The organism is Kribbella sp. NPDC051586 (assembly GCF_044453965.1).
Classification (GTDB): Bacteria; Actinomycetota; Actinomycetes; order Propionibacteriales; family Kribbellaceae; genus Kribbella.
In genome coordinates, this window is the sequence record NZ_JBITDF010000004.1 from 1,332,134 (window position 1) to 1,355,671 (window position 23,538).

The 23,538-nt window shown below is 65.3% G+C and carries 24 protein-coding genes, 1 tRNA gene and 1 riboswitch; of the genes, 11 read left to right on the top strand and 14 right to left on the bottom strand.

The window, feature by feature from the left end; all coding sequences use genetic code 11:
• Positions 1 to 166: 166 nt before the first annotated feature.
• The gene (locus ACIA58_RS33200) at positions 167 to 1,477 is read right to left on the bottom strand and encodes a hypothetical protein (protein ID WP_396407760.1); all 1,311 of its coding nucleotides are present in this window, start codon (positions 1,475 to 1,477) and stop codon (positions 167 to 169) included.
• Between the two features lie 240 nt (positions 1,478 to 1,717).
• Here ACIA58_RS33200 and ACIA58_RS33205 point away from each other — a divergent pair, with 240 nt between their 5' ends.
• Positions 1,718 to 1,891 carry a hypothetical protein gene (locus ACIA58_RS33205; RefSeq protein ID WP_396407761.1) on the top strand — a complete coding sequence of 58 codons (174 nt, stop codon included), beginning with the start codon at positions 1,718 to 1,720 and terminating at the stop codon, positions 1,889 to 1,891.
• A gap of 23 nt (positions 1,892 to 1,914) precedes the next feature.
• On the opposite strand, the gene ACIA58_RS33210 is transcribed toward ACIA58_RS33205, so the two are convergent.
• From ACIA58_RS33210 to ACIA58_RS33225, 4 genes are all read right to left on the bottom strand, one after another.
• Positions 1,915 to 2,442: a hypothetical protein gene (locus tag ACIA58_RS33210; RefSeq protein WP_396407762.1), complete on the bottom strand. Its 528-nt coding sequence runs from the start codon at positions 2,440 to 2,442 to the stop codon at positions 1,915 to 1,917.
• Between the two features lie 251 nt (positions 2,443 to 2,693).
• Positions 2,694 to 3,143 carry an Imm1 family immunity protein gene (locus ACIA58_RS33215; protein ID WP_396407763.1) on the bottom strand — a complete coding sequence of 150 codons (450 nt, stop codon included), beginning with the start codon at positions 3,141 to 3,143 and terminating at the stop codon, positions 2,694 to 2,696.
• Between the two features lie 5 nt (positions 3,144 to 3,148).
• Entirely contained in the window at positions 3,149 to 4,021 is an 873-nt protein-coding gene (locus tag ACIA58_RS33220; protein WP_396407764.1) for a DddA-like double-stranded DNA deaminase toxin, read from the bottom strand.
• 34 nt (positions 4,022 to 4,055) lie between these two features.
• Positions 4,056 to 4,316, bottom strand: coding sequence for a hypothetical protein (locus ACIA58_RS33225; RefSeq protein WP_132407017.1), 261 nt, complete (start codon positions 4,314 to 4,316; stop codon positions 4,056 to 4,058).
• 109 nt (positions 4,317 to 4,425) lie between these two features.
• On the opposite strand from ACIA58_RS33225, the gene ACIA58_RS33230 reads away from it, so the two are divergent.
• Positions 4,426 to 4,950 carry a hypothetical protein gene (locus ACIA58_RS33230; protein ID WP_396407765.1) on the top strand — a complete coding sequence of 175 codons (525 nt, stop codon included), beginning with the start codon at positions 4,426 to 4,428 and terminating at the stop codon, positions 4,948 to 4,950.
• Positions 4,951 to 4,983: 33 nt separating this feature from the next.
• Here ACIA58_RS33230 and ACIA58_RS33235 read toward each other — a convergent pair whose 3' ends face one another.
• From ACIA58_RS33235 to ACIA58_RS33245, 3 genes are all read right to left on the bottom strand, one after another.
• A complete protein-coding gene (locus tag ACIA58_RS33235; RefSeq protein WP_396407766.1) occupies positions 4,984 to 5,712 on the bottom strand; it encodes a class I SAM-dependent methyltransferase in 729 nt (242 codons plus the stop codon).
• A 483-nt stretch (positions 5,713 to 6,195) separates the two neighbouring features.
• Positions 6,196 to 6,396, bottom strand: a complete 201-nt coding sequence (locus ACIA58_RS33240; protein ID WP_396407767.1) for a hypothetical protein — start codon at positions 6,394 to 6,396, stop codon at positions 6,196 to 6,198.
• A gap of 219 nt (positions 6,397 to 6,615) precedes the next feature.
• The gene (locus ACIA58_RS33245) at positions 6,616 to 7,812 is read right to left on the bottom strand and encodes a helix-turn-helix domain-containing protein (RefSeq protein WP_396407768.1); all 1,197 of its coding nucleotides are present in this window, start codon (positions 7,810 to 7,812) and stop codon (positions 6,616 to 6,618) included.
• 286 nt (positions 7,813 to 8,098) lie between these two features.
• Here ACIA58_RS33245 and mobF point away from each other — a divergent pair, with 286 nt between their 5' ends.
• The 5 genes from mobF (at position 8,099) to ACIA58_RS33270 (ending at position 14,497) form a co-directional block, all read left to right on the top strand.
• A complete protein-coding gene (mobF, locus tag ACIA58_RS33250; RefSeq protein WP_396407769.1) occupies positions 8,099 to 11,710 on the top strand; it encodes a MobF family relaxase in 3,612 nt (1,203 codons plus the stop codon).
• 175 nt (positions 11,711 to 11,885) lie between these two features.
• Positions 11,886 to 12,170, top strand: coding sequence for a DUF3024 domain-containing protein (locus ACIA58_RS33255; protein WP_396407770.1), 285 nt, complete (start codon positions 11,886 to 11,888; stop codon positions 12,168 to 12,170).
• A gap of 60 nt (positions 12,171 to 12,230) precedes the next feature.
• Entirely contained in the window at positions 12,231 to 12,431 is a 201-nt protein-coding gene (locus ACIA58_RS33260) for a hypothetical protein (protein ID WP_396407771.1), read from the top strand.
• 86 nt (positions 12,432 to 12,517) lie between these two features.
• Positions 12,518 to 13,162, top strand: coding sequence for a hypothetical protein (locus ACIA58_RS33265; RefSeq protein ID WP_396407772.1), 645 nt, complete (start codon positions 12,518 to 12,520; stop codon positions 13,160 to 13,162).
• Positions 13,163 to 13,225: 63 nt separating this feature from the next.
• Positions 13,226 to 14,497 carry a hypothetical protein gene (locus ACIA58_RS33270; protein WP_396407773.1) on the top strand — a complete coding sequence of 424 codons (1,272 nt, stop codon included), beginning with the start codon at positions 13,226 to 13,228 and terminating at the stop codon, positions 14,495 to 14,497.
• Positions 14,498 to 14,688: 191 nt separating this feature from the next.
• On the opposite strand, the gene ACIA58_RS33275 is transcribed toward ACIA58_RS33270, so the two are convergent.
• Both ACIA58_RS33275 and ACIA58_RS33280 read right to left on the bottom strand, forming a co-directional pair.
• On the bottom strand, positions 14,689 to 16,119 hold the full coding sequence (locus ACIA58_RS33275; RefSeq protein WP_396407774.1) for a helix-turn-helix domain-containing protein: 1,431 nt from the start codon (positions 16,117 to 16,119) through the stop codon (positions 14,689 to 14,691).
• Positions 16,120 to 16,364: 245 nt separating this feature from the next.
• Positions 16,365 to 16,437: transfer RNA gene (locus ACIA58_RS33280), tRNA-Lys, on the bottom strand.
• Between the two features lie 308 nt (positions 16,438 to 16,745).
• Between ACIA58_RS33280 and ACIA58_RS33285 the strand changes: the two genes are divergently transcribed.
• Positions 16,746 to 17,336, top strand: coding sequence for a G5 domain-containing protein (locus tag ACIA58_RS33285; RefSeq protein WP_396407775.1), 591 nt, complete (start codon positions 16,746 to 16,748; stop codon positions 17,334 to 17,336).
• Here ACIA58_RS33285 and ACIA58_RS33290 read toward each other — a convergent pair.
• From ACIA58_RS33290 to ACIA58_RS33300, 3 genes are read right to left on the bottom strand one after another with little or no spacing between them, the layout of a single operon-like run.
• Positions 17,333 to 17,854 (bottom strand): YceI family protein, encoded by a 522-nt coding sequence (locus tag ACIA58_RS33290; RefSeq protein ID WP_396407776.1) that lies wholly within the window; start codon positions 17,852 to 17,854, stop codon positions 17,333 to 17,335. The two genes, ACIA58_RS33285 and ACIA58_RS33290, sit on opposite strands and share 4 nt — an antisense overlap.
• A gap of 31 nt (positions 17,855 to 17,885) precedes the next feature.
• The gene (locus tag ACIA58_RS33295; protein ID WP_396407777.1) at positions 17,886 to 18,305 is read right to left on the bottom strand and encodes a pyridoxamine 5'-phosphate oxidase family protein; all 420 of its coding nucleotides are present in this window, start codon (positions 18,303 to 18,305) and stop codon (positions 17,886 to 17,888) included.
• 38 nt (positions 18,306 to 18,343) lie between these two features.
• Positions 18,344 to 18,487, bottom strand: a complete 144-nt coding sequence (locus ACIA58_RS33300) for a hypothetical protein (protein WP_396407778.1) — start codon at positions 18,485 to 18,487, stop codon at positions 18,344 to 18,346.
• A 72-nt stretch (positions 18,488 to 18,559) separates the two neighbouring features.
• On the opposite strand from ACIA58_RS33300, the gene ACIA58_RS33305 reads away from it, so the two are divergent.
• Both ACIA58_RS33305 and ACIA58_RS33310 read left to right on the top strand, forming a co-directional pair.
• Positions 18,560 to 19,504 carry a DUF5937 family protein gene (locus ACIA58_RS33305; protein WP_396407779.1) on the top strand — a complete coding sequence of 315 codons (945 nt, stop codon included), beginning with the start codon at positions 18,560 to 18,562 and terminating at the stop codon, positions 19,502 to 19,504.
• Positions 19,505 to 19,610: 106 nt separating this feature from the next.
• Entirely contained in the window at positions 19,611 to 22,178 is a 2,568-nt protein-coding gene (locus ACIA58_RS33310) for a glycosyl hydrolase (RefSeq protein WP_396407780.1), read from the top strand.
• Here the strand turns inward: ACIA58_RS33310 and ACIA58_RS33315 are convergent.
• The gene (locus ACIA58_RS33315; RefSeq protein WP_396407781.1) at positions 22,175 to 23,149 is read right to left on the bottom strand and encodes a LacI family DNA-binding transcriptional regulator; all 975 of its coding nucleotides are present in this window, start codon (positions 23,147 to 23,149) and stop codon (positions 22,175 to 22,177) included. The two genes, ACIA58_RS33310 and ACIA58_RS33315, sit on opposite strands and share 4 nt — an antisense overlap.
• 81 nt (positions 23,150 to 23,230) lie before the next feature.
• Positions 23,231 to 23,342, top strand: a riboswitch (TPP riboswitch).
• Between ACIA58_RS33315 and thiS the strand changes: the two genes are divergently transcribed.
• Positions 23,335 to 23,538, top strand: coding sequence for a sulfur carrier protein ThiS (gene thiS, locus ACIA58_RS33320; protein ID WP_396407782.1), 204 nt, complete (start codon positions 23,335 to 23,337; stop codon positions 23,536 to 23,538). It overlaps the preceding riboswitch by 8 nt.

Genomic DNA, 23,538 nt, shown 5'->3' on the forward strand with positions numbered 1-23,538 from the left:
CTCGGGACGGCACTTAACGAGACACCGCACCACGATCACCAGATCGTCGGTGCGGTATCTCGTTTGGAGGGCGCGCTGACTCCGCAGGATGACCTGCGCATGACGATCCCGTCGCGCTTGGGGCATCTCCTACGGATCCGCCGGTACCGGTGTGCCCGGCCGCCGTTCAGGACGCGTGCGCCGGAAGCACCAGGAGTGTCCCGTCGCTGTGCTTCTCGATCTCGATGATGACCTCTGACGTTCGACCGGTTCCGCCGATCGAGTCGCCCAAAGCTCTGAGCCGATAGGACGTCTCGAGGAGGCCGTCAACCTGCCCGCGCGTCATGAACTTGTCGATGAGCCGCGTGGGCGATCGCAACTCAATGGCTGAAAGTCGAAGGACCACCCTACTGATTCGCGCGTCCAACTCGTCGATTCTCTGCTGATCGGTCTTGAGGCTCCGCACGAAGTTCTCGAACGGGTTGTCCGGGTCGCTCTGGCCAGCCTCCACTCCCTGAAGGACGACCACACGGCGCTTCAGGGCGATCGCAAGAGCGGCCAACTCGAGGTGCGTGCGGAACTCGCCGCCTTCCTCGCTGATGCCGGGAAACTCAGCCTCCAGATCGGCGACCTCGGCGCGGTTGTCGACGATCTCGTCAAGCGCGGCTTCCCATTTCTTCACGCGGCGCTCGGCGCTCTGCGTAGCAGTACTGATGGCGTGAACTGCCGAATCCAGCCCGAGCGAAGCTCCGACCTTGCCACGGTCCAGCAGCAGTGCGGTCGCCTTGTCGATAGCGTCCCTGCAGCCGTCGAGCTCGTTGCGCTCGTGCTCCAATTTGTCGTCGTGGAGCTTCTCCAGGAGCTGCGCGATACGCTCGATCGCCTTCTGGCGTTGACTATCGGCGTACGCGCTCACACCGACGGCGACTGCCATCAGAACCAGCGGAGCAGCGACAGTGATGGCTCCACCTGCGGCGATCGCACCAACGGCGGTTCCGGCGGCACCGGTACTGGCAGCGCCCGCGACCGCACGTCCGACGGGAACCATGGTTGCGTTGGCGACCGCCACGTTCGTCGCGCTGTCGACCAAGGTGCCGTAGACCCCGTTCGCGGCGGTCTTCGACGCCATCGGCTTGACAAGGCCCTTGCCAACCTGTGCAGCAACTTTCGCCGGCACCACCATCCGGTAAAGCACCTCTCCGGAGCCTGCGACCTGCTCTACCGCAGACACGTTCTTGGCACTCGCGGCTACCAGACGCGAGAGCTCCTGCGCGAGGGGACTCACGGCGTCCAGAGGCAAGCCAATCGAACGGTCGCGCTTCTTCGGCAGCGGATGGGCCTCCAAGGTCACCAACGGGACCGAGGAGAAGGCGGCGAGCGCCGTACGAAGCTCAGCCAAGCGTTCCGGCGTCAGAGCATCGGCGTTAGCAATTCCCGGCACGTTCGACGCGTCGGACGTCGACAAGGTCCAAACAGGCACGTCTGCTTCGTCGCTCATTGATCTCCCCCTTGGATGATGCCCGACACGATAGCGCCACGCACCGACATGCTGTGCCCGCTGCCACCGAGATCACTGCACGCCGGGCTCGAGGTGCTCGCTGGGGTGAGTCGGGCGCCCCTAGCAGCTTGTGGGGTCCGTGGTTCCGGTTCCTCCCGGCCTGATGCCCTTGGCCACGACTTCACGCTCCCCCAGTGCCGACGGTAGCGTCGCACCAGTTCCTAGACCTCGAAGCAGTTCATGGAGTCGCAGGACTTCCAAACAGCCGTCACTGAGGCGGTTGTCGACAACCAGGAAGCTCATAACACGATGGCCGACTACTTCTTCAGCGACGGACCTGGCATCAACGCAGTCATCGTCGCGCTCGCAGACGCATTCTACGAGGCCGCGATCGATCGGCCGACGGATACATGAGCAGCCTGGCCTAAGGCCTCAGCTCAGCGCACCTGCCACTCTTCTTCAGGGATGCAGCTTTCCTGGATGTCGCCGCAGCGGCCGGACCATTGCCAGCCGACGAAGACAGGACGGGTGAGAAGGCGATCGCCTGCACGCTGCGCGCGGATAACGAAACCGAGACGGTCGGAGGACGGGTCACCATGCTGATTGACGACACAGTCGGCCTCCAATCGCTCGAAGTTGTCGCCGTACCAGTCGGCGACCTCCGACGGTGGCCGACCGACCAACTGGGCACCCTCGAATCTCACCAGTGGACCTACACAGGCATCGATAGCGACCGCGTGTAGATGTCCGTCGTCGTAGTACGTCGTGAATCCCTGCCCGAAGCTCGCACTACTAAGTGTGTCGCCCCAATGGCCAAGGCTCGCTCGATGTCCGATCGCGTGTTCCACCTCGTGGTGCTGCATCCAGAAGATAAGCGGTCCAACAGCTGATAGCGGGCTGAAGTCCCAGATCTCACGCTCGGAGTCAGGCTTGATCGCCCAAGGATCCCAAGCCATGTTCCGCATTCGTCTCCTCTTACTCGCCCAACCGGGAAGCGTTCAACATGGTGCAGCTCTGCCGCAATCCGTCCCTCCGTGCTGCGTTGCGGCGCCGGACTCGTAGGGAGAACCTACGACCTTGATCAAGCCAGTTCGCTCGGTTCCGTGAAATCGCCAGCAATCGAGGCAGCGACCGCATTCGCGATCCCAGGAAAGCCGCGCCCCCTCGTCTGTCTTGCCTTGATCTCCAGGAGGTACCTCCGGTCGCCGGGACCGAATCAGCTGACGTTTTCCGGCCAGGCCCGCCACTCCAGATCCGACGGACGTTCTCCACTGGCCAGGAAGGTCTTCATCGCGGACCTGAGTTCGTCTAGCGGCACCTCGGAATCGTGCGGCCAGCCCTCATCGTGCCCCATGTAGTAGTAGAAGACCTCCTCGCGCTCGCTGTCTCGACCACTCGCATACCAAACGCCGACCGCACCGTCGGCCGGACCTGCGTACCGCAGGCCACCGACCTTCGTGTCCTGGTTGATCGCAGCGCGCAGTTCGTGGTCTGGCATGTCGTACTCGGTCTTGGGGCGTTCCGCGACGTACAAGGTGATCACGGAGTTGCTCGGCGGCTCGTGAAGCACGGCATCGATAAGAGCGTCGACGTCCTCGGACGAGGACACGATCCAGGGATCCGGCTCCTGATCGTGCTTGTAGAAGGCTCGAACGGTGTAGGTCACGGTGCTCAGGCTCCTCCAGTCGGCGGTGGCTTGGGGTAGGTCTGTTTGAAGTTGTCCGGGCCGTGGATAGTCAGCTTCGCGCCAGGTGGCAGGAACTTGTCCAACCACTCCTCACAGCTGGAGTCGCCCTTGCACGGAAGATTGTTGATGACGATCGTCGCATCCCTAATACCGCGCCTCCACATCAGCATGGCGAATTTGATCTCGACGTGTGAGGTGATGCTGAGGGTCCCGGGTGGGTTGCCCAGCCGGTGCTCGATGGCGAACTCTTCTGCCTGACGGTACAGATCCTGGCTTGCGTCACCGACCACGTCCTCTCCACGCCCACTGACCAGGTCGTACTCGGTGCCGCGGTCGTCGCGCCAGATACCTCGGGTCTTCTCGCGCTGTCCGAACTTCTGACCGCGGACCGGCAGCTTGTCGAGCAGACGCCTCGCCTCCTCATCACTCAGCTTCGGTAGCCTCGGTAAGTCCTCGAGAGTCGGGCTGTCACCGGTCCCCGGGGCCTTGTCTGCATCATCCTTTGCTCGCAGCCTGCCGCTGGCGTTCTCTCGCCTACCATCTGTGGGCGGGCGGCTTCCACCTGGACCAAGCGGCCGTTCAGTCGTCGGACCATGACTCGGCTCTACAGCCCTTCCACCGCTCACCATCTGCTCGACCCACTGCCGTGCTCGGGACTCGGCCTGGGTCAAGTAGTGGGCGGCCTCGTCGCAACGACGTGCTGCCTCGTGGAGCTGCATGGCGGCTATGCGGGCGTTCGGGTTGTTGCTGGTGCTGCCGATCCACGCCGCGGCTTCGCGGAGCTTCCCCGCTCGATCGTGAAGGTAGCTCACCACCCGCGGAACCTGATTCAAGCTGGCGAGCAGCTGTTCGGCCACCCGCTGCAGCTCAGAGGGCATACGTCGTGGCCTGCTAAATCTGATCGGCGTAGCTGCGGCAGCCCGCCTCGGCAATCTGGAGCGACTGCACGGCTTGGTCGACGGACTTCGCGGCGGCGTCGAGCATGGTGGCGATGTCCTGGTCGGCTCGCGTTGCTGTGCCGCGGATCAGGGCATGCACCTGTTGGCTTGACTGTTCGAAGCGCTGCTTGAAGCCGGCGAGGCTGGCTGCGCCTTGGCGCGACTGATCAGCCAGGCCGTGCAGCTGCATCTTCATCTGTTCGACTTGGGACATGTACGGCTCCTCACTTGGTTAGACAGTCAGCGATCTGCTGGAGTCCCGATTGACAAGCCGCGCAGTAGCGCGGCAATGATGTTCTCGATACGGGAGGACGATCAGGCAGATGATTCGACGCAAGAACGCCTTGTTGGACACGGCTCTCGCCTGTGTGGCGCGCGGGATTCCGGTGCAGGCGGCAACTATCGCGGGCACGCCTGACGGCGACTGGATCACCCATGCCGACGCAGCCCGCGCGGTCTGGGACGTCGCAGAGCCACCGAACCTGGCGGTCACCTCGTGCCCGACCGTGGCGATCTGGCGCCTTCCGCGGATCGCCGGCGCTTACGGCAAGCGGCTGTACGAGCAGGAGCGACCTGGGATCTGGCCGCCAACGATGAAGCTGCCGGACGGCGACTGGATCACCTGCACACTCCAGCCGGACACCAATCTCGGCCGGCTGGCTACCGGCGTTGAGTACGTCAAGCCGGGGACACCCGTGGTCATCCCGCCATCGACGACCACGGATGGCCGGCTGAGGTGGGACGGGACGAACTTCCCGCTCCATCCGCTGCCGAGCGCAGATGCGGTGTTGTCGAAGGTTCTGCGTGCCGAAAAGGAGTACATCGAGCTGCACGGCCAGCTCGGCTGAGATCGCGCCAGCCGTGCAGCAGGACACCGTGACTCAGTCCTTCTGACCAACGGCCAGGAACAGTGAGCTAGCTGCCACCAACTCGGGCATCCGGTCTGCCAGGCGCGAGCACTCCAGTGCCGTGTCGAGCGGGTCGTGTTCGGCCAGCTTGTCGGTGTAGGGCTGGTTCTTGAAGTGGGCGTCGATCATGACTGTGAGCCAGCCACCTGGTCCGGTGAGGCCGAAGATGTTCACTGGCCGCAGCCCGGCGCTGATGAGTTCGCTGCGTAGCTCGCTCTCGCGGTGGTAGTAGCAGTGCGCCATCCGCTCGTTGTCGGCGCTGTGGCCGGTCTCCAGGATGTCGCGCACGATGCCGTGCCGCGTCAGGAGCGTGTTCGCGAGCGTGGAGCCAATCAGGTTCGCTGCACGGTTGATCGCTACCGCAGCGAGCACGCCGCCGGGACGCAACACCCGCATGGCCTCTCGAAGTGCCAGGCGGCGGTCGCTTGCCTCCGGCAAGTGGTAGAGCGGCCCCGCCATGAGCACGGCGTCGAACGATTGGTTCGGCCATGGGAGTCGGCGGCCGTCGCCACGTTCGGCGGTGATACCTGCCGCGTTGGCTTGGTCGACGTGCCGCTGGACTGGGTCGAGTAGGACGACGTCGTGCCCTTGGTCGCGGAGCCAACCAGCGTGCACACCGGGACCACCGCCGATGTCGGCCACACGAGCCGGAGACGGCGGGAACCACTGGCTAAGGAAGTCGTAGAGCCGGGCCTGTTCCAAGCGCCCCTTTACTGTCGAGCTCAGCCGAACAGCCTCGTCCCAACGACTCGAGTAGTGCCTTTCGATCGCTGGATCGACAGTCTGCCGATCCAGCGGGATTACGGGCGTATCCACTGCGCTCCTATCATCGAAGTGGAACAGCGGGCGGGCGTCCGCTCTGCAGGCTGTGCGCCCGCCCGCTGGTCTTGAACGGCGGTGGCTGAGAGTGGCTGCTCGCCCAGGGACGTATGCCCCAACCACTCAGCCGACCGGAACCGAGGCACCCGTCCGCGCCTCGGTGCTTGAGCGGGCCCTGGCCGAGCCCTCCACAGGGGAGAGGAGGACTCGGACAAGGACCGCGGTACGGCGGAGCTGGTGGGTGTGCAGCGATCTTCTGCGCGTGAGGGGCTGAGGACGGCGGCTCCCCACCGACTCCGCTAGTTCATGGGTGACCCTGTGCAGCATGAGGCGAGCCCCCGTGACCCGCTCGAACCGTAGGGCCGTTCATAAGTTGGCAGCGTCCGCATCCGCCGTCGCAGTCACAGGCTCGATGGTGATGCGGAGACTTGCGAAGCGCCGCGTCATACCCGCTTGGTATTGGATGGCGTCGGCCGGTTCGCCGGTGTAATCCGCGATGACATGCTCGCCGAACCAGACGCGGACGCGCCGGGCGGCCGGTCGTGGCACGTCAGCAAGTGCTGTCATTCGCCCCGCACCTCCTGGGCGATGTCACGGACGATGACGACGTACAGTCCCGCCGCTATGAGGGTGAGAATCCAAAACCCGGTTGTCATGACTGGCTCCCGTTGGAGGCGGCGACCGTCTGGTCGCCGGTAGCCGCGTCGATGCGCTACGTGACCAATCCTGGCTCCGGGGGACGGGGCCGACTTGCACACCTGTGTGCAAGTCTTGGGCAAGGGCGTCCTACAGACCGATCCAATTGGCGTATCGAGTGAGGACGTCAGACGGGTGGCGAGCGGACCGCACCAGGTCCGCTACAACCGACCGCACAGTCGGGTGACGACGGGCTTGGCCGGGAGCTGCTTGGCGGGCCAGCTGCAGATGTCGCATGGCGTCATCTGGCAGGTTCAGCCGTTCGTAGGCTCGGGCCATGTCGAAGTGGTGGTGCCCGATGCGAGTGGGCAGCCAACCGGCTGGGAACTCTATCTGTTCGCCAAGGACGACGGCGTGGGAGTAGTCCCCCAGCTCAATCAGGGTCATCACGCGGTGGACGGCCACGTTCGTCGGTCCGAAGGCAAACCAGAAGGTCTCGAGATCTTCACCAGTCAACTTCCCGTAATGACTGGCCTCGTCCAGGTACTCGCTAGCGGCGCTCGCATCGCCAGTGCGAGCAGCCAGCACGGCAGCCCCGAGGTTGAGTTGGCCGGCCGCAACAAGGCTGCCAGGTGTTTCTGCGTCGGTACCCTCCAGATGTGCCCGCCCGGCTGCGTTGAGGTTCCAGCAAGTGTCGTAGTCATGTTTGCGGAGGTAGGCAGTCACCCGCAGATACTCACGAGCAGCACGCAGGCCTGGGGCTCGATCGGCGGCATTTTGGGCAGCCCAATCCATGCGGCTGAGGGCGATCAAGGACAGATCTGGATAGCCTGTCGCGATACCGATGGTGTGAGCGCACCGGTATGCCTCGGCGAGCAGCCCCCACGCTTCGCTCTGTTCGCGGCCGGACCAGAGGTGGGCGGCAGCGTGCAGCTCGGCGTACAGACTCGGCAACAGGCCAGCCATCTGTTCATATTTAGCAGCCTGAGCGACCTGATTGATCTGCCGTACGGCGGCGCGCAACTGGTCGAGCGGTCGCGGTCGAGCCGATTCGTCCGGATCCAGGTCGTACAGATCCAGCTGGGTCTCCACTCGGACGAGGAGTTCCCCCAGGTGACCGTCTGCAGAGCCATCGGCCAGGGTCTGATCCGTAAGCGCGGCGACGTCGACGCCCAAAGCCCGAGCGCAGGCCGCCACGAACGCCTCTGAAGCCGGCCTGCTGCCACTCTCGACTTTCGTCAGCAAGCTGTACGACACGTTGGCCCGGGCAGCCAGCCCATGCTGGGTAAGTTGGCGGCGCTTGCGAAGATCCGCGATCCGCGCGCCCGCCTCCGACGACCGACCCATGCGATATCTGCCCTCCGTGCCGTTGCCACAACGAGTCTAACCGGCGGTGATTCGTCAGACCTCGACAAATGGGTGAAGGCGCTGACGCCGAGCGCAGCAACGTTGCCGTGGGTCGACGAGCGTCGCTGCCCATGAAATGACAGCCTCGAGCCGATCACACCTCTTGCATGCCAGGCGGTCCGCGCCAAGTGCCGCACCGATCGGTCCCTTGGCCGCTCAGCCGTTGAGCTTGCATGAGCGAGCTGGCGAACCCACTGACCCGCCGAATTCCGGGCCGGTCACTGTGATGAGTATCCACCGGTTGAACGCCGGAGAGGGTTACCAGTACTTGCTTCGGCATGTTGCTGCTGGGGACGTTGATCGGCGGATGGCTACACCGCTGACGGCGTACTACACGGCGTCGGGATACCCGTCCGGCCGCTGGTTGGGACAGGGGCTTCGCGGCCTGGGCGACGGCGAGTTGGTGCCCGGCAGCGAGGTGACCGAGGACCAGATGGCTGCGCTGTTCGGCCGTGCGGAAGATCCGCTGACCGGCCGGATGCTCGGCGAGCCGTATCGCGTTTTCAAGAGCCCTGAGGAGCGCATCCGCGAGCGGATCCGTGACCTCGACACGGCACTGCCGGATGCCGAGCGCGTGCACGCGGTGGCACGGATTCAGCGGGAGGAGATGCGGAAGAAGTCCCGTCAGGCGGTTGCCGGTTTCGACCTCACGTTCTCTCCGGTCAAGTCAGTATCGGCGCTGTGGGCAACGACCGACGTTGGCACCCAAGAACAGATCGTCGCCGCCCACCATGAAGCGATCGCGGATGTGCTGACGCTGATCGAGGAGCACGCGGCGTTTACCAGGAGCGGCGATGGCGGCATCGCGCAACTGGACACCCGCGGAGTGATCGCGGCCGCCTTCGATCACTGGGACAGCCGCAGCGGCGACCCGCAACTCCACACTCACGTGGTGGTCGCGAACCGCGTCCAGGGCCCGGACGGAGCATGGCGAACCCTCGATGGGCGCGTGCTGTACCGGGCCGCGGTGGCGATGTCGGAGATCCACAACGTGCTTCTCGCCGACCATCTCACGCGTCGTTTGGGCGTGAAATGGGAGCTGCGCGAACGCGGTTCCCGGCGGAATCCGGCGTTCGAAATCGACACGATTCCCGACGACCTGATCCGCGAATTCTCGGCCAGAACCGCACAGATCGAGGCCAATCTGAACGCACTTCTCGACGACCGCGTCGAACAGATCCACCCACCCGACGTCCGCGAAATGTATGCCCTACGACAGCAGGCGACCCTCATGAACCGCCCATCCAAGCACCTCGCACAACCCCTCGCCGCGCTGATGGCGCAGTGGCGAAAGCGCGCCGACCAAGCCATCGGGCGCGACGCAGTCACCGCTATCCGACGATCCCTCAACACGGCCGGCGAGCGTCCGCTGGCTGCGGCAGACCTGAGCCCAGAAACGCTCAACGCATACAGCGCCGCAACCGTCCTGACGCTGCAAACCAAACGCGCGACCTGGACACGCTGGAACCTCCTCACCGAGGCCGCACGCCAGACCCGACTGCTGCGCTTCGTCTCGCCCGGTGACCGGTTCACTGCGCTGCAAGCGATCGTCGAGCGGGCCGAGCAGCACTCGATCAGCCCGACCGCACCAGAACTGGTCACCATCCCCGTCACTCGCGCCAGCGGCGAGAACGTGTTCACGATCCACAACGGCCAGGTCTACACCTCACCCGTCATCCTCGGCGCCGAGGCGGTCCTCCTCGATCTTGCCCGCGACGCCAGCGGACCCACCATCGCGCCAGCATCGATCAACACCACCGGTCTCACCGCCGACAAGGCCGACGCGCTGCTCCGAATCGCGACCAGCGGGCAGAAGCTCGAGGCCCTGATCGGGCCTGCGGGCACCGGCAAGACCAGCCTTTTGTCCGCGCTCACCGCCAGCTGGGAATCCAAGTACGGCGACGGATCGATCATCGCCCTCGCACCATCCTCAGCCGCCTCAACCGTCCTGTCCGATGCCATCGGCGCTCCCACCGAGAACATCGCCAAATGGATCTACGAATCGGCCGGCCTCGGCGCCGAACAACGCCGCGAACAGATCCGGCAAACCGAACATGCCGCCGAGCTCGCTCGCCGCTCACGACGCCGTCTCCGCCGTGAACGACTCATCGTTCAGCTCGCAAGCCTTAGAGCTCAGAGCGATCGGTGGACCTTCCACAAGAACCAGCTCGTCATCATCGACGAAGCCTCCATGGCCAGCACCATGGAGCTCGCCAGTCTTGCCCGCGCTGCCAATGCGGCTGGAGCGAAGATCCTGCTCGTCGGTGATGACGCACAACTGTCCGCCGTCGACACCGGAGGCGCGTTCCGGCTCATCGCCAAAGACACCGAGGCAGCCGAACTCACCGACGTCTGGCGCTTCACGAACCCGTGGGAGCGCGACGCCAGCCTCGCGCTGCGTCGCGGCGAGCTGAGCGCCATCGATGCCTATGACAACCACGACCGACTGACCTCCGGCTCATCAGACGAGATGGAAGAGGCCGCCTACAAGGCCTGGCTCGCCGACACCAACGGCGGCAAGACCAGCCTCCTGATCGCCGCCGACAACACCACGGTTGCTCGGCTCAACGCCCGCGCCCGCCTCGACCGCATCACCACCGGCGAAGTCGAACCCGGCGGCATCGAACTCCACAACGGCAACCACGTCGGCCTCGGCGACCACATCGTTACCCGACTCAACAACCGCCGCCTCCCCTACGGTCAGCGCCAGTTCGTGAAGAACGGCGACCACTGGACGGTCATCCACCGCTGGCCCGACGGCTCCCTCACCGTCCAAAACCACATCGGCGACACCGTCACGCTGCCCACTGCGTACGTCCAGGAGTCCGTCGAACTCGCCTACGCCACCACCGCCCACCGAGCCCAGGGCGCCACCGTGGACACCGCCCACCTACTCGTGACCGAACAGCTCACCCGAGCCCTGATGTACGTCGGCATGACTCGCGGCCGCCACACCAACAACGCCTACGTCGCCACCCACCAGGCGAGCTCCGACCTCCACGAATCCCACCCCGAACAGACCACGCAAGACGTGCTCGAAGCGGTCCTCAACGATCCCGGCGTCGAGCAGTCCGCACACGAGGTGATGCGCCAAGAACTCGACAACGCCACCCGCCTCGACCGCCTCGTCCCCATCCACGAACACCTCTGCCAACTCGACGCCAAGAAGCGCTACCAACCTGCCATTGCCTCCTCCGACCTAGACCGAACCGACCAGGCGGCACTCCAAGCCTCCCCCGCCTATGGGCCTCTCATCGCCGAACTCCGGCGCGCCGAAAACGCCGGCCTCAGCATCACCGAGCTACTTCACCGCGCCGTCAACCAATCAGCGCTCGCCAACGCCATCGACGTCGCTGCAGTCATCCACCACAGGGTTCGCCGCCTGACCGCCCGATCACTACACAAGACCGGCCGCCACCCCGCACAGATCGTCGGCCTCGTCACACCAGCCACCCACGTCAGCGATCCCATACTGATCGCACCACTCCGCGAACTCGAATCCCAGATCCTCGAACGCGCCAACTGGCTCGCAGACGAAGTATCCGCCAACCCGCCGGACTGGTATCGCGACTTGCATCGCGCAGCCAGCGCGACACCAGACCCGGACCCCACCGAACTCATCCGGGAGATCGCCGCCTACAGAGAGCGCCACCAGATTCAGGGCCGCTCAATCCTCGGAGACGCCCCACCAGCCAACGCAGTCGAGCAACATCGTCAGCACCTCCGGCTCGTGAACATGCTCGCTGGCGTCTCAGCAGAGACCGCTCAACGATCGGCGGCCGGTGCGGGATTCGCTGAGGTGCCAACACAGTCCGTCCCGCCACTACAGCCAGACTGACATCATCAATCAGGTGATCGGTCAGACCGTTACGACGGTGGTCGGTAGGGTCTGTGGAATGACCGTCACCCACCTGCACGCCTCTATCAACGTGCAGGCCGCCCGACGGCTGGCGATCTGAATGGCGCTTCCCGAATCGGACGTCGCGCGAGTACAGCGGTGGTGCGCCGCACGGGTGCCAGACAACGCCCGCGACCAATTGCGCATCGAGTGCGAACTCGCTCAGCGCCACCTGACGATCGTCGAACGACGTCCGCCATGGCACGAGAACTTCGGGTCAGACTGGACCACCTCCGCGATCGCTCGCTTGCGCTACAACGCCACCGATAAATCCTGGACGTTGTACTGGAGCGACCGGCATCAACGCTTCCACCTCTACGACCAACTCGCCCCGTCGCGGAGTACCGACGACCTACTGGCCGAGATCGACCGCGACCCCACCAGCATCTTCTGGGGCTGACGCAACACGTATGAAGGATTGTTTTCCGCGCCTCTACAGCGAACCTGACATCATCAGTCTGTGCGGCTGCCCTACGTCTACAAGGTGACGAAGTACGACCCGACCGACTGGAACGAAGACGGCCGTTACGTCGGTCTTGAGGTCGAGACGAGCGATCACGGCCCTAAGGAGGCCGCGTACCTCGCCGCGGTGCTGGCGTTCGCGGAGGAGAGCGAGGTCGCCGAAGTCAGCATCCGCGAGCCGAACTTGCCGGCCCGGTGAACTTCGGGCTAGAGGCACCGATCGACGGGTACGGACTGGACGGGCTCCTGTCGCCGGATCTGAGTGACTACTACGACGGAGCCGTCGTGCCGGTCAGCGTCGCCATCGAGCTGGTCCGGACGATGTTGCGGGACAACGGCGCTTGGTATCGGCTCGAGGTCGGGGAGAAGTTCCTCGTACATGTCGGCTTCGACCAGTACATGTACATCGGAAGTCATATCCCGTGCGAACGCGCCCTCGCCGCCGCCGTCGAACTCGGGTTGTTCCCGGTCCGGCAGGAACGGTCGCCGTACGAGGACAGCGATGAAACACCTGGGCCTGCTGCCGATGCCGGGTTCTGGGCGAACCTCGCCGACCTCACGAGCCGACACGGCAGGATCCTGCTACGCGAATCCCCGGTTCGGAATATGTCTCGGTGGCATCGGCTCGCGCCAGGAACAGTTGACGGCGTGCGGCTCGCGCCGCGCGCCATGCTGAGCGTCTGGCCGGACCTCTCTCCCGACGTGGAAGCCGTCCAGGCGCAAGCTGGCAGCCTCTGCGAGTACGTCTGGGAGGACCAGACCGGCGACATTCAGAGCGTGACCCTTTGCGACCCCAAGGCCGAAGACTTTCCGGACGGCGCCATTGCAGCAGCCGCAATCTCCCTCATCGAGGAGGAGTACAACCCGCTACTTGAGGGAGTCCTGCCCGATCCCGATGGCGTACTGCGAGCACGCTGGTCAGCCAGCTGAGGATACTCCGTGTCCGCTGGAAGCATGCACCTGCTCGGCTCAGACCAATTACCCTTGATGTCGATGCTTCCCACGCTTATCACCCTCGCAGCCATCGCTGCCCTTGCCTCTGGTTGGTTCCTATTGCGGCTCGCGGCGAGGCGTAAGACCGCGCCTGGTGAAGCAATTTCGCCCAGCCATGCGGTCACCGGCCCGCGAGCCGAGTTTCCTTCATCTGGACTTCTGGTCTCCGAAGCAGTTCTTCGATCCGCTGGTTCGAGCTCGACTGCGATCTGGGATGCGCTTGAAGCAGCTGCGGTTCCGGTGGCCGTCGAGTACTACCCAGTGAGTGAGTCGGAGATCAGGAAGTACCGCACTGTGCCTATCAACGCCGCCGCCCAGCAGTCGATGGTGAACATCGTGAACGCGCTCAACCCCAACAGTCCCACGCTGTATCGAGTAGTGCTACCGAAGGGCGCAGAACTCGTCAGAGCCGTTGGTACTTCGGGCTTCAGAGGGTTTGCTCGCAACGGCAGCAAGATCACGTCCCAGGCGGTGCTGAAGCCAGTCGCCGCCGGTGGAGCGATCGCGGCTGGTTGGCCAGTGTTCGCCGTTGCCGGCACGGTGATGGCGGTCGACATGTTGGCCCAGAAGGAGCTGCGAGCACATCAGCGAAGAGTGGAGACGATGCTCGAGCGTCAGGAAGAGCGCCACTACATCGAGAGAATCAAGGATCAGCGCTCGGCAGACGCCCAGTTGACTCGTGCAATCAGCCTGATGCTAGACGGCCACAGCCCAAACCTGGAGCTCGCACTGAAGAGTGCGTACGACGAGTTCCACCGCTCTCAACAGTTCCTCGAGAAATACCGCGGCACCGTTGAACAGCTTGTAGACTCCGACGGCAAGGTCGACTACCGCCGCATGGAAGAGGCGCTCGGCGGGAAGTCGAACAATCTGGACGACTTCCTTCGAGAGCTCCACATGGCAAGGGGAGCAATTGCAATCAGGCGAAAGGCACTGGTTGCGGACGCGGCAGCGGTAGCGCTGGTAGACCCGGACAACCCGTATACGGCACTGCGCAAGTTCTTGGACTCGCAAGTGCACGAACTGGAGGAAGCCGAGGTCGTTGCAACCGCAATCACCACGATGCTCACAGAAGTAGAGCTGAAGGGTCGGTGGCACGACAGGGGCAACGCCGTAGCGGCCAAGCAGCAGCGCTTACGCGAATTGGCTTCCCCGGCCACGGTCGACAACGACAGTGAGATCCTCTTTCTCAGGAACGCAAGCGGCGACCTCGTTCAGGTGATTTCATCCAGCGAGGACGAGGAGCCCACACAGATAACGTCGAGCCAGTAGGTCCGTCCCCAGTCGACGCCTTCCGCGCGCGAGGAGCAACACCTCGTGGCCCGCACTCGACGCATTTGACAGCAGCCCCGTCTGGCCCGCTGCCCTCGAGCACGACCCCATTGCCACGCACCCGTGGCCGAGAGAGACCAGCGGTTGAGTTTTCCAACGCTCCGACCTTCCATTGCGCTCGCGATGCAATTTCACCATAGGTCGAGGTCTGCGAACTCCTGGTCCAGGGCGGTTGCGGCGGATGGGTTGTGGATTCGGCGGCCCATGTAGACGTCTTGGGTTATGGAGACTTGGGCTTGGCCTAGGTGGTCGGCTATTTGGCGGGCGGATTGGCCTCGGCGGTCTAGGGCGGTGGCGGTGGTTTTGCGGAAGGTGTGGGAGCGGATCCAGGTCAGGGCGTCTGAGGGTGAGGGTTGGGCTGCTTGGTCGACTTGGGCGCTGAGGGTGGGGGATGCGTCGAGGTTTATGCGGTAGGTCTTGACGAGGGTGGCTACGAGTTCGCGGTCGAGCTTGATGCGGCCGGTCTCGATCAGCTCGAGTCTGGTCTTTGGCCAGCCGAGCTTCTTGGCGACCTGTTTGCGAGTCAGGCCAGCCTGAAGTCGCGCGGATCGCAGTACTTGGCCGAGGTCTCGGCGTGCGGTGCTGGCTACGGGAGACAGTGCTCGGCGGAGGGCTCGGCGGACGTTGGAGGGGTCTCGGAAGCCTCCGAGGGAGTCGGCGAAGATGGGTTCGTCGGGCAGGATGCCGGCCGCGTGGCGGCGGCGGAGCATGGTGACGGCCCAGTCTGGGAGGGGTAGGGCGCGTTCGCCGGCCTTGGACTTCGGGGCCTTGCGGATCAAGCCTTGGCCTGGGACGCGAACCATGGTGTGGGTGATCTCGACTGCATTGGACTCGAGGTTGACCTGTGACCAGAGGACTGCGAGTGACTCGCCGATTCGGACGCCTGTGCCGAGCATGAAGAGCACTAGGTCCGGAAGGTCGGCGTGTACGGCGGCTTCGTCGGTGGTCAAGAGCTGGCGTAGACCGGCGATCTCTTCGTTGGTGAGTGCTCGGGGCGGGTCCTTCGGGCGGGCCTCGATCGCTTCGACCTCGCGGACTGGGTTGACGGTCAGGGCGCCGTACCGGACGGCGAGTTGCATCATCCCGGAGATGACCGCGCGGCAGGTCTTCGCTGTGGATCGACCGGCGGTGCGCTTGATGGTTCCGATCACCCTGTCGATGCGGGGCGTGGTTGCCTCACCGATCAGGAGTTCACCGAGTGCAGGGCGCACGTAATTCTTGATGGCCGTGCGGTACGTCGTCAACGACGTCGGTGATCGACGGCCGTCCTCGATACGTTCCTCGAACTTCTCGATCCACAAGTCGATGAGGTCGTTGATCTTGTCCGTCGGGCGCAGCTCGCCGTACTGCGAGATCTTTGACCGGTCTCCCAGCTTCGTGAGGAGGCGGTGCTCGGCTGCGCCCTTGGTCTTGGCAGACGCGGTGACCTCACGGGTACGTCCGTCGTGGTCACGGAAATACGCGGACGCGCGCCAGGAGACCACCTTGCCCTCGGCGTCCTTCCTCTCAGCACGAGATCGGACGTGGCCCCACGTTCCGATCGGAAGGTGCGGTCTGCTCATCTCAGCCCTCCACAGTCCAGCTGCACGTGGCAGCTCAACGGCTGGGCGAGCCGGAGATCAGACGAAACGAGAGCACTGCGACAGGATGCGATACGTCGCTCAGCAACGCGCCACCAGCTGGCTGCGCGGAGCCGCCGATCCCTCTCAGACGGGCACATATCGGCCACTGTGAGTATTGGCAGAGTTTGCGCAGACCCGACTTTCCAGGCCGAGGCGCCGATCTGCGCCTGACCTGCGGAAACTTGTAGGCCCCGTGGGACTCGAACCCACAACCCGCGGATTAAAAGTCCGCTGCTCTGCCAGTTGAGCTAGAGGCCCTTGGTTGGTGTGGGGAACAGTGTGTCAGGTTTGGTGGGGGATTGCTTGGTGGGGGTGAACCTGAGGGGTGGTTACGGCGTGTAGTTGGTGGTGCTTGCCGGTGAGGGGTGCTGCACGGTAGGTCACGAAATCGATTCGGTTGGTGTCTGCTCGCCCCTTGGACCTCGCGGGTGGGTTGGGGTGGTGGTACAGATCGGAATTCGTTCGGGTGGGCCGGGCGTTGGCAGTCCTGCCGCGGGGGGAACCGTCGGCGGGTTGGGGGGAAGACCGTGTTGTTCATTCGTGCTGGGCTGGTTGTGGCGGTTGGCGTGCTTGTTGTCGGGTGTGGGGCGGGCTCGGGTGCGTCGGCGGGGCAGCCGGCCGCGATCGCGAGCGTTCACGTGACCACCACACCGACACCATCAGCAGAGCAGTCACCAGAAGTCAGCCTGCCGACGACGGCGCCGAAGCCGATCGCGAAAGTTACGCCGACCGCCACGACTACCTCGAAGGAGGTTGTCGAGTTTCGGGCGATTCCGTTCAAGAAGAAGACGGTGACCGATGGCTCGCTTCCGAAGGGGGAGAAGACGGTTCGCACGAGCGGGGTCAACGGGACACGTCGCCTGACTTATCGCGTCACGTTCGTGAACGGTGTGCAGACTGCGAAACACCTGCTCCGGCAGGAGGTTGCCAAGCAGCCGCGCACGCAGATCACCGCCGTCGGCACGAAGGTCGACGAGCCGGAACAGTCCTCGGCGTGCGACCCGAACTACTCCGGCTGCGTCCCGATCGCGAGCGACGTCGACTGCTCGGGTGGCAGTGGGAACGGCCCGGAGTACGTCGAAGGCCCGATCCAGGTCATCGGCACCGACAAGTACCGCCTGGACGCCGACCATGACGGGATCGCCTGCGAGGATTAAGCGGTGACGAACACCTGCAGGTCCAGGACCACGGTCGGCTCCACCAAGGCCGTGGTCAAGGCGTTCCAGTTCACCTGCCAGCGGGCGCGCTCGATCGTCAACTGGGCGGCGAAGGCGACACCGTCTGTCGTGGAGACGAGATCGAACGGCACCGTCACCGGATGCGTCACACCCCGGATCGTCAGGTCGCCGGTCACGTCGAACCTCGTTCGATCGACCTGCGAGACCTTCGTCGACACGAAGGTGATGATCGGGTACTCCGGCGCACCGAGAAAGTCCTTGCGCAGTTGGGCATCGCGCCGCCGATCGCCCGTGTCGATGCTGTCCGCCCGGATCGTGAGCTGCGCACTCGACCGGCCGGGGTCGTCGCCGTCCAGGTGTACGGCGCCCTCGAACACGTCGAACCGGCCGCGCACCCGGGTAGCCATCCGGTGCCGCGCGACGAACCCGATCCGCGTCCGCCCGGCGTCGAGCACGTAATCGCCGTTGAGCTCGCTGAGTCTCGTCGTAGTCGTCATGCCAGGTACGACGAGGCAGCGAGTCGAAGTGTCAGCCGATGACCCCCGTGGTGATGCGCCGCGGGGTGATGTCGAACATGGAGTCCTCCGGCGGGTCGGCCAGGTACGCCGCGCGGAACTCCGGCTGCAGGTACTTCTCCACCATCGCGTTGAGCAGGTCGTCGCTCAGCGGAAGGAGGCGGGCCACGCCTTGCATATTGAGGTACTTCGCGGTCGGCCCGTCTGCGGTCTGGACCGAGAGTGACAGCTCCCCCGAGCCCTCGCGATACAGCCTCGCCTTCTTCGACTTCGCCGGCGTCATCACCTGGAATCTGTTGCCGTCCGGCAGGTGGTGGAACCACACCGGCGTCACATGCGGCGACGACCCCGGGTCGTCGATCGCCAGCACAGCCACCAACGGCTGCGCCAGAAACTCAGCTGCCTCGTCGTCCGCCATCGTACGAAAACCCATGTTTTCCTCCGTTCCTGTGACCGCCCCCGACCCTGCCACTAGCCACCGACAGAACGCGGTCCCACCAGTTCGGCCGCGACCTCGACGAGCGCGTCGTGGTACGCCTGGCTGGAACGGCCGGTGAAGGTCGACGGAAGCCAGAAGCCTGCGCGCTCGCCCCGGATCCGCTGGATCTGCTGCAAGGCGGCCGGGCCGTAGACGGCCTACGCGCCCAACTGCGGGTTCGCGGTTAGGCGACGTCCTAGGATGCGGGTGTGCTGACGTATGAGCTGACTTCCCGGGATCTGGAAGGGATTCGGTTCGCGGTCTCGCCCGCCGGAGAGATGGTGTTGTCGTTGCGGGCCTTGCGGGAGCCGGGTCGGTTTCCGTTGCAGCTCGGGTGGGTGCGGGCGGTGCAGCCTCGCGTGGCAGAGCTGGACTGGGACGTACTGCGGTGGCTGGTCAACGACACGATGGGCAGCCCGGACTTCCTGACGCCACGCCCGACCTCGCCGCTCACGCAACTCGCCGACGAGCTGGACCTGATCGCCGACGTCGACCACCAGACGTACGAGCGCCAGCTCATCGCGGTGAACGGCGAACTCCCCGAGGACCTGACGATCGACAAGGTCATCGACGCGCTGCGCCAGTACTGGCAGGCGATGATGGAGCCGTACTGGGACCGGATGCGCACCCTCCTGTCCGCGGACATCAGCTATCGCGGCCACATCCTCACCCAGCAAGGCACAGCAGCGATGCTCAACGGGCTGGGTCCCGCGATCAGCTACGCGGACGGGCTGCTGAAGGTCGACCGAGTCGCCGCGATCAGCCGGAGCGAGGCGGTAGACGGCCGGGGGCTCGTCCTGCAACCAAGCCTCTTCGGACCGCACGCGGTGATCCCGTTCGACCCGGGAGCCGAACCGGTGCTGGGATACCCACCTCGCGGGCAGGCCAACCTCTGGTCGGTCGTCGAGCCGCCGTCGCAACAGGATCTCGCCCAGCTCATCGGTACGCCGCGCGCCCACATCCTCGAGCTACTGACGCATCCCCGTACCACGACCGACCTGGCCGGCGAGCTGAAGGTGACGCCGTCCGCCGTGAGTCAGCATCTCCAACTGCTGCGCCGTACCGGTCTCGTCGAGCCGCAACGCACGGGCAAGCAGGTCCTCTACCGCCCGACCGAACTCGCCGCCCTCCTGACCGGCACCGAGCTCTCCTGAGCTGAGCTGTTGACACCGCAGTCACCCACAGCGATAGTACAAATCGATTTGCATCACGTCGTGGCAGCCGACGTCTCACCTACACCGCCCTGATCAAGGAGTCGGCATGAGACGTAGTCTTGCCATCGTTCTCGGAGTTCTCCTCCTCTGCTTCGGCACCATCGGCACCACCGCCCCCGCCCACGCGGCGACGCTCGCCCTCACCCCCATCACCCTCGGCAACGTGTTCACCGACGGCCAGCAGGTGAAGGTCGGCCTCAGCACCGATGCGTCGTCGGTCACCTGGTCCGCAGCCGACGTCAACGGCACCGTCGTCGCCACCGGCAGCCAGGCCGCCGCAAGCACGCTGCAGGTCTCGGTCACCACCCGCGGCTGGTACAAGCTGACCGTCCAAGCAGGCACGCTCAGCGCACAAACAACCTTCGCGATCCTCAGCCCACTCAGTACGGCGTCGATCGCCGGCCTCATCACCAACCGGGTCGGCGATTTCGAGAACACCGCAGAAGGCTGGACCTTCTACCCGGGCAGCGAATTCCCCGGTGCGACCGGGAGCTTCGCGCTCGACACCACCGACAACCACTCCGGCACCAGCTCCGGCAAACTGTCCGGGAATTTCAGCGCCGGCGGCGCGTACGTCAGCGTCAACCGGACCCTCCCGTCGGTCAACGCGTCAAGCGTGAGCTTCTGGGCCAAGTCCCCGAACCTGACCTTCCTCACGTTCCGCATCACCGACTCCACCGGCCAGGTCCACCAGCAGCGCCTAACGTTGTCAGGGGCAACTGATTGGCAGCCGCTGAGCGTCGCGAGGTTCGACGGCGGCAAGCAGTACGTCCACTTCGGCGGCGCGAACGACGGCGTCTGGCACGGCCCCGCCAAGGGCCTCGAGATCGTCCTCGACAAGGGCGCTGTCACCGGCGCGACGAGCAGCAGCGTGAGTCTCGACGACTTCACCCTCAATGCGCTGTCCAGCAAGCCGACAACGCCGCTCGGCGACTACGAGAGCGCCGCGGAGGGGTGGTCGTTCTACCCCGGCAGCGAGTTCGCGGGTGCGACCGGCAGCCTCACCTACGACACGACGAACCTGCAGGCCGGTGCCAAATCCGCCAAGCTCGACGGCGACTTCACCGGCGGCGGCAACTACGTCGCGATCCAGCGCAACCTGGTCCCGATCAACCTGACCGCGCTCAGCCTCTGGGTGAAGACCAGCCAGTTGTCCGGCATCGGTCTCCGGCTGACCGACTCGACCGGCCAGGTCCACCAGCAACGCCTCACTCTGTCGGGTTCCACGGCCTGGCAGCAGCTCAACGTCACCCGCTTCGACGGCGGAACCGGCTACCTGCACTTCGGCGGCGCCGACGACGGCATCTGGCACGGCCCCGCCAAGGCGATCATGCTCACGCTGGACAAGAGCCTGATCCTCGGCGGCGGTACGACGGCCTCGGTCAACGTCGACGCGGTCGCGGCAACCACGCCCACGACGTACAACGGAGTTGGCACGCACTTCGCCGGTTCGTGGGCGCCCGATGTGATCCCGCTGGTAGGCCAGGCCGGTGCTCGAACGGCGAGAGATGAGGCGTACTGGTCCGCCGCCGAGACCACGGCCGGCACGTACGCGTTCCCTGCCAAGGTCACCACCTACCTGCAGTCCTACCAGTCGAACGGTCTCGACCCGCTCATGGTCGCGGACTACGGCAACTGCCTCTACGACTGCCCCGATCAGCTCTTCAACGCGCCGCACACCGACGCGGGCCGGGCCGCGTTCGCCAACTACGCCAGCGCGCTGGCGACCCAGTACCCGCAGGTCCACAACCTCGCGGTGTGGAACGAGTGGGACGTCAACGCGGCCGGTCCGGCCAACAAGACACCCGACAGCTACTTCGCGCTGCTCAAGGCGACGTACACGAAGCTGAAGACCACCCGTCCCGGTCTCACCGTCGTCGGCGGCGGTGACACCGACGTGACGCAGCAGGCCTGGTTCCAGACGTTCTGCCAGCTGGGCGGGCTGAAGTACCTCGACGTGGTGTCGATCCACCCGTACAACTTCCTGCACGCCCCGGAGAGCCTCGGTACGGCGATCGATCAGGTCCGGGCGACGATCCGGCAGTACAACGGCGGCGTGGACAAGCCGATCTGGATCACCGAGGCCGGCTGGTACACCGGCTCGGGCAGCGCGGTCCCGGTCGACGAGCCCACGCAGGCGATGTACACGGCCCGCGAGATGCTCAATGTCCCCGGCCACGACGTCGACCGGTTCTACATGTACGACTTCAAGAACGACGGCATCGACCCGGCCGCCTCGGAGAGCAACTTCGGCCTGGTGCACAACGAGGCCGACGCGCTCGGCAAGTACACCCCCAAACCGTCGTACGTCGCTTATGCCACCGCTGCTCGTCAGCTCCGCGGCGCGACGTTCCTCGGCAAGGAGAACCCGGGCAACGGCCTGATCGACCAGGTGTACGGGGCGAACGACGGTACGCCGTTCCGCGCGATCTGGGCCGCATCCGGATCGAACACGACGGTGACAGTCAACGCGACCGGCCCCGTCCAGGTCACGAGCCTCTACGGCCTGACCAGCACGCTGACACCGAACGCGAGCGGCCAGATCACGGTGACGGTCGGCGTGTGGCCGACGTACATCTCGGGCTCGACTGTGACGTCGGTCACCGCGCCCTAGGCGGATTCCCGCGGCACCACGGAAGGCGCGAACAGAATGCGCTGCGGCAGGCCGGCGGCCGTCCCCGCCAGCCTGCCCAGCAGGACCCGGCCGACCGCGCGACCCTGCTCGCGCGGATCGCCCGCGATCGTGGTCAACGACGGCGAGATGAGTGCTGCGGCGTCGATGTCGTCGAACCCCATCACGGCGAGGTCGTCGGGCACGTGGAGGCCGCGTTCCCGCGCGACGTCCAGTGCGCCGATCGCGACCATGTCGTTCGTACACAGCACTGCCCGGGGTGGTTTGCGTAGCTCGAGCAGCTTTTGCAGACCCGCAGTACCGCCGGCGCGGGAGAACTCCTCACGGACGATCAGCCGGCTGTTGAAACGCAGTCCGGCCGAGGTGAGCGCACGGCGGTAGCCCCTCACGCGATCGGCTGGCGGCCCGTCCCCGGAGGCGCCGGTGATGAAGCCGATCCGGTGATAGCCGCGACCTATCAAGTACCGCGTCGCGATCTCGCCCGCCGCCAGGTCGTCGGAGGTCAGTACGTCGATCCCGGCCGAGGCCCTCCGCCCGCCCATCAGCGCTACCGGGATCCCGGCGTCGACGGCGGCCGTGACGTCGCTCGCCTTGCTGTAGTAGCCCGCGAACACGATCGCGTCGACGCTGCGAGTCACCATCCGCGCGACCAGATCACGCTCAGCCGCAGGTGATCCGTCGGTGTTGCCGATCAGCACCTGGTACCCGGGCTCGGTGACCACGTCGAGCAGCCCGCGCGCGACCGACGGGTAGAACGGGTTGGTGATGTCCGGCACGATCAGCGCGATCGTCTGGGTCCGCTGCGTCCGCAGGCTGCGCGCGAGCTGGTTCGGCTCCCAGCCGAGCTCGTCCATCACCGACCGCACCCGCGCCCGCGTCACCTCCGACACATGGCGCCGCCCCGACACCACATGCGAAACCGTCGTCGGACTGACCCCGGCCCGAGCAGCCACGTCCGAAATCCCGACGCGCTTGGCCAAGACGCTCCCCTCCCCGGACACCTTTGGTCACGATAGCTGGCCGGGCGCTATAGTCGAGAGGTCCGCGGGAGCTCGCAGTGAGTGGGCTGAGAGGGTGACTGACCCGTCACCGACCGCTGAACCTGAATCGGGTAATTCCGGCGTAGGGAGGAAGCGCGATGGAATCCGTCTGGGTGAACGGTACGGCGGTTGACGTGCCGGCCGGCAGGTCCGTGGCCGAGTTGATCACGGAGTACTCCGATCGCACCACGGGTATCGCGGTCGCGGTGAATCAGAGCGTGCTGACCAAGGCCGAGTGGGCGCAGACCACCGTGCAGCCCGGTGACCGGGTCGAGATCGTCAGCGCAACCCAGGGAGGCTGA